The 9,939-nt window shown below is 63.7% G+C and carries 10 protein-coding genes and 1 riboswitch; of the genes, 5 read left to right on the top strand and 5 right to left on the bottom strand.

Features of this window, described 5'->3' with window-relative positions:
- Positions 1-48: 48 nt before the first annotated feature.
- The gene (locus tag LB569_RS28090; protein WP_224694914.1) at positions 49-852 is read right to left on the bottom strand and encodes a CbtA family protein; all 804 of its coding nucleotides are present in this window, start codon (positions 850-852) and stop codon (positions 49-51) included.
- A gap of 15 nt (positions 853-867) precedes the next feature.
- A complete protein-coding gene (locus LB569_RS28085; RefSeq protein WP_127280551.1) occupies positions 868-1,047 on the bottom strand; it encodes a CbtB domain-containing protein in 180 nt (59 codons plus the stop codon).
- A gap of 36 nt (positions 1,048-1,083) precedes the next feature.
- Positions 1,084-1,283, bottom strand: a riboswitch (cobalamin riboswitch).
- Positions 1,284-1,426: 143 nt separating this feature from the next.
- Here LB569_RS28085 and LB569_RS28080 point away from each other — a divergent pair.
- Positions 1,427-2,593 (top strand): aromatic ring-hydroxylating oxygenase subunit alpha, encoded by a 1,167-nt coding sequence (locus LB569_RS28080; protein ID WP_224694913.1) that lies wholly within the window; start codon positions 1,427-1,429, stop codon positions 2,591-2,593.
- A gap of 50 nt (positions 2,594-2,643) precedes the next feature.
- On the opposite strand, the gene LB569_RS28075 is transcribed toward LB569_RS28080, so the two are convergent.
- Positions 2,644-3,843, bottom strand: a complete 1,200-nt coding sequence (locus LB569_RS28075; RefSeq protein WP_224694912.1) for an MFS transporter — start codon at positions 3,841-3,843, stop codon at positions 2,644-2,646.
- A 235-nt stretch (positions 3,844-4,078) separates the two neighbouring features.
- On the opposite strand from LB569_RS28075, the gene LB569_RS28070 reads away from it, so the two are divergent.
- Together LB569_RS28070 and LB569_RS28065 are read left to right on the top strand one after the other, a co-directional pair.
- The gene (locus LB569_RS28070; RefSeq protein ID WP_224694911.1) at positions 4,079-5,077 is read left to right on the top strand and encodes a heparan-alpha-glucosaminide N-acetyltransferase; all 999 of its coding nucleotides are present in this window, start codon (positions 4,079-4,081) and stop codon (positions 5,075-5,077) included.
- Positions 5,074-5,562: a methyltransferase family protein gene (locus LB569_RS28065; RefSeq protein WP_140701755.1), complete on the top strand. Its 489-nt coding sequence runs from the start codon at positions 5,074-5,076 to the stop codon at positions 5,560-5,562. The genes LB569_RS28070 and LB569_RS28065 overlap by 4 nt, the downstream gene beginning before the upstream one ends.
- Before the next feature lie 61 nt (positions 5,563-5,623).
- Here LB569_RS28065 and LB569_RS28060 read toward each other — a convergent pair whose 3' ends face one another.
- Positions 5,624-6,010, bottom strand: coding sequence for a MerR family transcriptional regulator (locus LB569_RS28060; RefSeq protein ID WP_006203215.1), 387 nt, complete (start codon positions 6,008-6,010; stop codon positions 5,624-5,626).
- 136 nt (positions 6,011-6,146) lie between these two features.
- Entirely contained in the window at positions 6,147-7,559 is a 1,413-nt protein-coding gene (gene mgtE / locus LB569_RS28055) for a magnesium transporter (protein ID WP_224694910.1), read from the bottom strand.
- Between the two features lie 426 nt (positions 7,560-7,985).
- On the opposite strand from mgtE, the gene LB569_RS28050 reads away from it, so the two are divergent.
- A complete protein-coding gene (locus tag LB569_RS28050; protein ID WP_224540211.1) occupies positions 7,986-8,606 on the top strand; it encodes a response regulator transcription factor in 621 nt (206 codons plus the stop codon).
- A 135-nt stretch (positions 8,607-8,741) separates the two neighbouring features.
- Positions 8,742-9,932: an aminotransferase class V-fold PLP-dependent enzyme gene (locus LB569_RS28045; RefSeq protein WP_224694909.1), complete on the top strand. Its 1,191-nt coding sequence runs from the start codon at positions 8,742-8,744 to the stop codon at positions 9,930-9,932.
- Positions 9,933-9,939 lie beyond the last annotated feature (7 nt).

Genomic DNA, 9,939 nt, shown 5'->3' with positions numbered 1-9,939 from the left:
CTCTTGCCTGAGCGCCCACCACCTATGATGAAGGTCAGCTTGCCCAGATCAGGCAAAGCTGTCGCGCAGGTTGGCAGCAGCGCCGGTGAGGCGCCCACGCACCACGCCGACGACCGCGCCGAGCACAAGCCAGAACACCAGGTTGGTCACTGTCACCGCCACCACGAACTGATGATGCAGGCCCTCCGGGATCGGTGTCTCGAAACTGTCTGGCTGCGGCGCGCCGACAATATGCGGCGCGACGATCAGCAGGACGCCAAGGATGGCCAGCGGCAGCGATTTGCGGAAGGCGATCAGGCCGAGCCCGATCGCGGTCGCCACGACTGTCGCGGTCCACCAGATCTGCCGCGGAAGCAGTTCGGCCGCGGGCATTGCCGGCAGTTCCGGCGGCAGGCCGAGGCCGGGCGCCAGCGTGAACACGGCAAAGCCGGCCAGGCCCCAGAACACGCCCTGGCGCCAGGTGCCGATGCCGCCGGCGAATTCCGAAACCGCGACCAGGACCAGCGCGAAGCCGATGCCGGTGACGATATTGGCAAGCACGCTGAAGGCGAACCGCTCGAAGCCGTCGGCCGGCGCCCAGCCTTCATCCTCCGCCGCCGGAGCGGCTGCTTCCGCCGCCGGCGCGGCCGAGCTCATGGCATTGCCTGCCGGGGCGATTGTACTCATGGCGTTGGTATCGGTCGCGGCGGGTGCCGCGCCATGGTCATGGTGATGGCCGCCGCCGGCCTGTTCGTAGACTTCCGCTTTCAGGATCAGCGGAACGGTCGCATAGGCCTGCATGCAGGCGAGAACGACGCCGGCCACGAGCCCCGCGATCGCCGCGACGAACACGACGTTGCGAAAAAGGTTCATGATGTCAGATCCCTATCAGTGGCAGGGAAAGGCCATCGAATGGCGGTAGTCGTGGGCGGCGTTGTGGACCGCGTCGATATGCGAGAAGCCGACGAAGCCGACGACGAAGATGCCGAGCAGCGCGGCGAGCGCGAGCTGCATGAAGCGCGACTGCGAGGAGACGGAGGCGCCGAGGGAGACGGTAGCAGTGGTCATGTCTTGTCCTTTCGCCCTCCACCCGAGGGCATAGAAGTCAGTCTTTTTGCCGCCGGCAGGTCTCCTGGCTCGCGGATCAGCGCCCTTCCCCACCTTCCCGAAGAAAAATCTTCAGTGGCATATGGAGAGGACTACCGCACACAGTTGCGGGGGCAGCCACGGCATTGGGCGAAACCTCGCCCGCACCGCATTCCCTCTTGGCTCCAAAAAAAGGAACCGACGACGTTGGTGACTATAGGGAAATTCGCCGCGCGCGGCAAACCAAATTCCGACAGCCGACAGCGCAGGAGCGTCGTATCGGCAAAGCCGTTCCCATCCCGCCCTGATTGACAAACTTCATGGCCGGGTGTCGGCTGGCAACCCTCACAGGAAGCCAGCCATGCAGCCCAATGCCAGCGAGCGCGATCCCTATAACGGCCTGTCCCGAACCGAGCCGACGCTGCCCTCATCGGCATATTGGGACCAGCAGACCTATCAGCTTGATCTCGATGCGATCTGGTACAGAAGCTGGCTGCTGGTCTGCCGCGAGGCCGATCTGGCCCAGCCGCTGGCCTTTCGCCGATTCCGCATCGGCACGCAGGACATCCTCGTGCTGCGCGACGACACTGGCGAGCTGCGCGCCTTCCACAACACCTGCCGCCATCGCGGCTCGCAACTTTGCCAGGAGAGCGAAGGCCGGCTGAAGGCACGGCTGATCACCTGCCCCTATCACGCCTGGTCCTACTCGCTGCGCGGCGATCTTGTGCGCGTGCCGTCGAAATCGCTGCCCGACGGCTTCGACAAGGCCGATCACCCGCTCTACCGCGTCGCGCTCTCGGTGTGGCGGGGCTTCGTCTTCGTCAATCTTGCCGAGGGTGCCGCCGGCTCGGCGCAATCTTCCTTCGATCCCGGCTCCGGCAACCTCGGCAACTGGCCGCTCGAATCGCTGGTGTCGGGCCATGTGCTGCGCAAGGTGATGCACTGCAACTGGAAGATCTTCTGGGAGAACTTCAACGAGTGCCTGCATTGCCCGGGTGTTCACAAGGATCTGTCGCGGCTGGTGCCGATCTATGGCCGCGGCCTGATGAGCCGGCATGACGACCCCGAATGGGTGCGCCACGCCGACAATGACGCGCCGGAATTTTCCGGCGGCTTGCGTGCTGGCGCGCAGACATGGTCGCGCGATGGCCAGGCGCATGGGCCGGTCTTCCCGGACTTGACGCCGGCGGAACGCAGCGCCGGCCAGACCTATGCCACCAGCCTGCCTTCGATGTTCATCGTCGGCCATGTCGACTATGTCAGGACCGTGCGCCTGGTGCCGCTCGGTCCCGAACAGACCGAGCTTGTCGCGGAGTGGCTGTTCGCGCCCGAGGCGTTGGCCGCGACCGACATCGACAACATCGTCGCCTTCGGCACACAGGTGCTGGAAGAGGACGCCGCCATCTGCGAGGTGAACCAGAGGGGCTTGCGCTCGATGCGTCATACGGCCGGCGTGCTGATGCCCGAGGAATATGAGTTGCACCGCTTCCACAATTGGGTGCGCGAGCGCCATGTTGCGGTGACATGAGGGTAGGTTGGGTTTCAGATCAGGCCGGCATCAGCTGAATATCGACATGCCTACAGGGATTTCGGCAGGTAGCGCCAAGTCATGAAGCCGCAAAACGCCGCCAGCAGGCTGAGCGTGACGAACACCGAGCCTAACCCGAAGAAGGCCAGCACCACCGAATAGACCAGCGGCGGCGTCAGTTCGGAAAAGTCGAGATAGGTGCGGTAGACCGCCGCCATCTGCGCCCGCTCATAGGAGCGCACCGAGCGCATGAAGGCGGTCGAGCCCAGCGCGTCGAGCGCGATGGTGAAGAAGGCGCCGCACAACAGGAAGGCGCCGGTCAGCAACGGCGCTGCCGCTCCGACCGTGCCGGCGGCCAGCAGCGCCGCCGACATGGCGAAATAGGCAAATGTCATCGTCCGCCGGCCGCCGAAGCGCTTGCCCGCCTTGCCCCAGAAGATCGCCATGAACAAAAGCGCGTTGCCGGCCGAGACCAGCAGGCCGCCGGCGATATCGCCCTGCCCGGTAATGACCATGAACAGCGGCCCGTAGACGAAGAACGTCGTCCAGAAGCAGGAACGGCCGAAGGCGATCAGCCACGCCAACCTCAGTCTCGGCTGCGCGACGAAGCGGCCGATATTGGCGAGCGGATTGGCCGGCCGCGTCTTGCCCGGACGGATCGACGGGTTGTCGCTCAGCCGATAGAACCAGAACAGCGCCAGCAAGGCGATCGCGAACACGGCCACCGCGCCATGCGCGGCGTAGATGCCGAAATGCGCGTAAAGAAAGATGCCGAGCGTGGGCCCGCAGGTCCAGGCAACCATCGACCACGCCATGCGCAGCGATTCGGCCTGCATGAAATCGGTCTTGCGGATGTGGTCCATGATGTAGAGGTTGAGGGTGATCGACAGCGCGCTGGCGCCCATGACACGGCACAACATGCCGGCCAGTTGCCCGGCGAGCGTATGGGTGACGAAGAACAGCGAACCGATGGCGAGCATGCAGGCGCCCGCCGTGTAGACCCAGCGCCGGGCAAAGCGGCGGATCAGCATCGGCATGAACAGGGTCACCGACAGGCCGATCAGCGACACGACCGTGTAGAGGATCGAGACGATCTGCTCATTGTGCAGGATTTCGTAGGCCTGGATCGGGATGACGCTCGACACCATGGCGCGAGCGAAGGATTCGACCGCGTAGAGCGAGGCGAAGGTGCGCGCATCCGCGGCCTTGAGGGCCGGAAGCCAGATCGGATGACGCACATGGGTGGACATTGCTTCCCCAAAGCAGAATCGCGGCACCAAATCTGCCGTGAGCATTTCAGGCCCATTAAGAGGAAACCGACGCCCGCCCGGCAAAAACGAAGCCGGTCAAAGGCTTTCCCGCGCTGGCCCAACCCGGCGGCTGGCACGGGCGCCGTCGCGCCGCCCAGGCCAGGGCGACCGGCCTTCTTCTATCCAGGGCAACCGTGATAGTCGTCTTGGAGAGGCTGAATCAGATCGCGAGACCATGAGCATCCACACGCCGACCGCACCCGCCCCTGAGCCATCGAAGCGCATCGTCGCCATCGATATCTTGCGCGGCATCGCGCTGATCGCGATGGCGAGCTACCATTTCACCTGGGATCTCGAATTCTTCGGCTACACCGATCCTGGCCTCACCGCCTTCGGCTGGTGGAAGTTCTACGCTCGCTGCATTGCCTCGACCTTCCTGTTCCTGGTCGGCGTCAGTCTCTATCTCGCCCATGGCCGGCAAATCCGCTGGAACGGTTTCTGGAAGCGGTTCGCCATGGTTGCGGGCGCGGCGGTCGCCATCTCCGTCGTTACCCGCATCGCCACGCCCGACGGTTTCATCTTTTTCGGCATCCTGCACGAGATCGCGCTCGCCAGCCTGCTTGGGCTCGTCTTCCTGCGCCTGCCGGCGCTGCTGACGCTTGTCGTCGCGGCACTCGTCATCGCGGCACCCGTCTACCTGCGCTTGGAGGCCCTCGATCATCCCTGGCTGTGGTGGATCGGCCTGTCGGCGATTAATCCGCGCTCCAATGACTACGTGCCGCTGTTTCCCTGGTTCGGCGCGGTGCTTACGGGCATTGCGGTGGCGAAATTCGCGTCCACATCAGGCATAAGGGCGCGTTTGGCGAAGCTGATGCCCGGGCGATGGTCGAACCCGCTGGTCTTCATCGGCCGCCACAGCCTGGCCTTCTACCTGATCCACCAGCCGCTGTTGATCGGCTGCGTCTGGCTGTTCTCGCAGGTGATGCCGGCGCAGGTCGAAACCCCGCAGGTCAATTTCCTGAAAACCTGCCAGCGCTCCTGCGAGCAGACGCGCAACGCAACCTTCTGTTCGAGTTATTGCGGCTGCATGCTCGAGACGCTCGAAGGTGAAGGCTCGCTTGATCGGCTCTACAACAACGATCAGACTGCGGACTTCAGGACGCATCTGTCCGATCTTGCCGCAACGTGTACCGGCAAGACCGAGGACAAGATGACAGAGGGAGGGACGCAATGATCGAGCCAAAGCCTGGGACCGAACCGAAGCCTGGGCTGATACCGTGGCCGCCGGTGATCTACGTCGCCGCCATCCTCATCAGTGTCGCGCTTGGCCTCTACGTCCCCCTGCCCTGGATCGGCGATCTCCTGGGCGACATCCTGTTCGCCGCCGGCTGGGTGGCGCTGTTCGCCGTCGCCGTACTCTGGTTCACCGCGATACGCACCATGATACGGGCCAGGACAACGCTCAATCCCAACGCCGTGCCCGATCATCTCGTCACCTCAGGCCCCTTCGGCGTCACCCGCAACCCGATGTACCTGGCCAACACGCTGATGCTGATCGGCGTCGCCTTTGTCTCGGGCATCGCCTGGTTCTTCCTGCTTGCCTTCGTCGCCGCCTTCCTCACGCAGAAGGTCGCGATCGAGGGCGAGGAAAAAATCCTGGCGGCGAAATTCGGCAAGAAATACCGGGATTACGCCAAAAGAGTGCGGCGCTGGATTTGAGGCCGCGCGTGGTCACCGGCAGGACAGCAGACTTCCGCGATCAGCCGGCACGCCCGAAGACTCAGGTGTTGACACCCAGCTCGACCAGCCGCTCGACGCAGGACTCTTCGGCCTGGTCGAGTTCAGCCAGCGTCTCCTCGAGGTCGCGGCGCTTTTGCCGGAGATCCTCGCGCTTTTCCTCGATGCGCTTGATCATCAGCTTGAGCTGCCCGACCTCGCCCGGCGGCTCCTTGTACATCTGAATAATCTCGCGGATCTCGTTGATAGAGAAGCCGAGCCGTTTTCCCCGCATGATCTGCCGGATAAGATGACGGTCGGACGGTCGAAACAGCCGGGTACGGCCGCGCCGCACCGGCTGCACCAGCCCCTCGTCCTCGTAGAAACGCAGCGTCCGCGTCGACACGTCGAATTCGCGGGTCAGTTCAGTGATCGAATAATATTCCCGCATTGTCACTCCACGCCGGAATTCCGGGTGATCGCCATGCGTCCCCTTCCGTCCCGAACAAACCCTTTGCCATGCCGGAATCGACGTGGCACCCCGCACAAGCCTCGCACGGCATTTACGTAAAAGTCAATTGAGCCACTCACCCGGCGCCGAACCACCAGGTGGCGAGACCGAGGAAGGCAAAAAAGCCGACGACATCGGTGACCGTGGTGACGAAGACAGCCGAAGCGACCGCCGGATCGACCTTGAAGCGATCGAGCAGCAGCGGGATTAGGATGCCGGCGAGTGCGGCCACGAACATGTTGATGATCATGGCCACCGCGATGATGCCGCCCAGATTGGGATCGTGGAACCAGACAGCCGCGACGATGCCGATCAGAATGGCGAAAACGATGCCGTTGATGAAGCCGACGCCCATTTCGCGGCGGATGATGCGGCCGGCATTGTAGATGTCGATATCCTTGGTCGCCAGCGCCCGCACGGTGACGGTCATGGTCTGCGAACCGGCATTGCCGCCCATGCCGGCCACGATCGGCATCAGCACGGCGAGCGCCACGATCCGCTCGATCGTATGGTCGAACAGGCCGATCACCGATGCCGCCAGAAACGCCGTCAGCAGATTGACGAGCAGCCAGGGAACGCGCGAGCGCGAGGTCGCCAGAATGCTGTCGGAGAGCTCCTCGTCGCCGACGCCGCCCATGCGCAGCAGGTCTTCCTCCGCTTCCTGCTGGATGACGTCGACGACATCGTCGATGGTCAGCACGCCGACCAGCCGCTCGTTCTCGTCGACCACGGCGGCCGACAAGAGATCGTATTGTTCGAAGTCCCGCGCCGCCTCTTCCTGGTCCATGGTGGCCGGGATGGCGTGCCGCGTCTCATGCATGACCTCCTCGACCTTGACCGCGCGCTTGGTGCGCAGGATCTGGTCGAGATCGATTGCCCCCAGCAGCTTGAAGGTCGGATCGATGACGAAGATCTGGCTGAAGCGCTCGGGAAGGTTCTTGTCCTCGCGCATGTAGTCGATGGTCTGGCCGATGGTCCAGAAGGGCGGCACCGCGACGAACTCGGTCTGCATGCGCCGTCCCGCGGTCTCTTCCGGATAGTCGAGCGAGCGGCGCAGCCTGATCCGCTCTGTGAACGGCAGTTGCGACAGGATCTCGTCCTGGTCCTCCGGCTCGAGGTCTTCGAGAATGTAGACCGCGTCGTCGGAATCGAGCTCCTGCACCGCCTGCGCGATCTGCGCATTGGGCAGGTTGTCGACGATATCCATGCGGATCGCCTCGTCGACCTCGGTCAAGGCGGAGAAGTCGAAGTCGGCGCCCAGCAACTCGACCAGGGCAAGCCGCTGTTCGGGCTGCAGTGCCTCGATGAGATCGCCAAGTTCCGACTGATGCAGGTCGTCGACTTCGCGCTTCAGGGTCAGCTTATCGCGGTCGGCGATCGCGGCACCGATCCGGGCAAGGAAGGAGGAAAGGACCGCACCGTCCTCGCCATAGATATCGGCGTGGGCGTCTTCAGCCGCCTTGGCGGGGGTCGTCTGCTTGTCCTCCACCAGCGCCTCCCGCCATTCCGGAAAAATTGCGTCTCAGCTCTAGTGCATCGGACCTTAAAGCGGAAACCGGTTTCGCGAAAAATCCGATGCAGCGGGCGCACAGACACGATTCGATTTGAGAACTTATCCCCCTAAGGCGCGGAATATCAAACGAAACGCGCGTTCAACGCTGCCCTTACAAAGGTATCGCTTATGCCCGGCCTGGCAATGTCCGCCCCGTCAAAAACCCCGGAAACCCGGTTCAGCGGGCGCGACAGGGCATGTCGCTGGGGAAAGAGCGTCTCTTCGCGGTAAGGGCAGAATTGTCATGATGCAGGTCCAGGGCTTCGCGCTGGGGCATGAGCAATGTTTGCAATCGGCCAGGGATAAAAACAGCCCTTGAACAGCAAGCCCGGGAAAACGAGCAAGGCAATCGGCGACCGGCGCATGCGCATTGTCGTCGCCGAACGCAATCCGCTCGTCATATCTGCGCTGCGCGAAATGCTCGAATGCGACGGTCGTTTCGAATTGCTGGGCACGGCCCAGAGTGGCAAGCAGTTCCTGGACCTGGCGGCCGAGGGCGGGTTCGACGTCGCCGTCATCGGCTGGAAGCTCGCCGACATGGATGGCGCCGACGTGTTGGCCGAGGTCCAGAGCCGCAAGCTCAACGTCCGCATCGCGGTCTTTTCGAACGACCACGACATCGGCATCCTGAAACAGTGCGTGCGCCTGGGGGCCCAGGGCTACTGCTTCCAATTCGACGATCCCGCCATCATCTTCGACACGATCCTGGCTGTCGCACACGGCCGCATCTGCATTCCCTATATCGACATCAACAAGGTCAACGACACGCCTTTGTCCCGGCTTACGGTGCGCGAGCGCGAACTGCTGGCGGTGCTGTCCGACGGCTGGACCAATTTGCAGATCGCGACCCGGACCGGCATCTCGGAGAACACGGTGAAATACCACCTCAAGAATCTCTACGACAAGCTGGATGTCCGCAACCGCGCCATGGCGGTCGCGCTCTATTCGAGCGAAAAGCGCACCCATAAACAGCCTTTCGGGTAGGGCGACCGGGTAGGCCATCGGGTAGTCTTGCCCCACCCGCACGCGGCAAGTTCTTACCCGCCAAGGTGTTGTCGGCATTAGCCGTCGAAACGAAACTCCCCATCACGCTTTGCTGGATCAGGAGGAGTTCGCACCATGGCCGGTTTCACCCATCTTTTCATTCCCGGACCGACCAACATACCCGAGCAGGTGCGGCAGGCGATGAACCTTCCCATGGAGGACATGCGCGCGGCCTCCTTCCCCGACCTCACCTTGCCGCTGTTCGAGGACATCAAACGCGTCTTCAAGAACGAGACCGGCCGCGTCTTCATCTACCCGTCCTCCGGCACCGGTGCCTGGGAGGCGGCGATGACCAATGTGCTCAGCCCCGGCGACCGGGTGCTGATGGCACGCTTCGGGCAGTTCTCGCATCTATGGGTCGACATGGCCGAGCGGCTCGGCTTCGAAGTCGACGTGATCGACTGCGAATGGGGAACCGGCGTTCCACTGGACCTCTATGCGGAGCGGCTGAAAGCCGACAAGACGCACCGCATCAAGGCCGTCTTCTGCACCCAGAACGAGACCGCGACCGGCGTCACCAGCGACGTCGCCGGCTGCCGCGCGGCGCTCGACGATGCGAACCACCCCGCTTTGCTCTTCGTCGACGGCGTCTCGTCGATCGGCTCGATCGACTTCCGCCAGGAAGAATGGGGTGTCGACTGCGCCGTCAGCGGCTCGCAGAAGGGTTTCATGCTGCCGGCTGGCCTCGGCTTCCTGTCGGTCAGCAGGAAGGCACTGGCCGCTTCCAGGACCGCCACCCACCGGCGCTGCTTCTTCTCCTTCGAGGACATGATCCGCGCCAACGACGCCGGCTATTTCCCCTACACGCCGGCGACGCAATTGCTGCGCGGCCTGCGCGCCTCGCTCGACCTGATCGCCGAGGAAGGGCTGGAGACCATCTTCGCCCGTCACCATCGCCTCGCCGAAGGCGTGCGCAAGGCGGTCGATGCCTGGGGGCTGAAACTCTGCGCCAAGGCGCCGAAATGGCATTCCGACACGGTCAGCGCCATCCTGGTGCCGGAAGGCATCGACAGCGGCGACGTCGTCAAGCGCGCCTACCAAGCCTACCAGACCTCGCTCGGCGGCGGCCTCAACAAAGTGTTCGGCAAGGTGTTCCGCATCGGCCATCTCGGCTGGCTGAACGAGGTGATGGTGCTGGCCTCGCTTTCAGCGGCCGAAATGGCGCTGCTCGATAGCGGCGTGCGGCTGGCGCCGGGCTCCGGTGTCGGCGCCGCCATCCAGCATTTCCGCGCCTCGGCCGCGGTGCCGGTCGCGGAAGCCGCATGAAGGGGAG

The organism is Mesorhizobium sp. BH1-1-4 (genome assembly GCF_020165665.1).
GTDB lineage: Bacteria > Pseudomonadota > Alphaproteobacteria > Rhizobiales > Rhizobiaceae > Mesorhizobium.
This window is presented reverse-complemented; position numbering and strand designations above follow the sequence as displayed.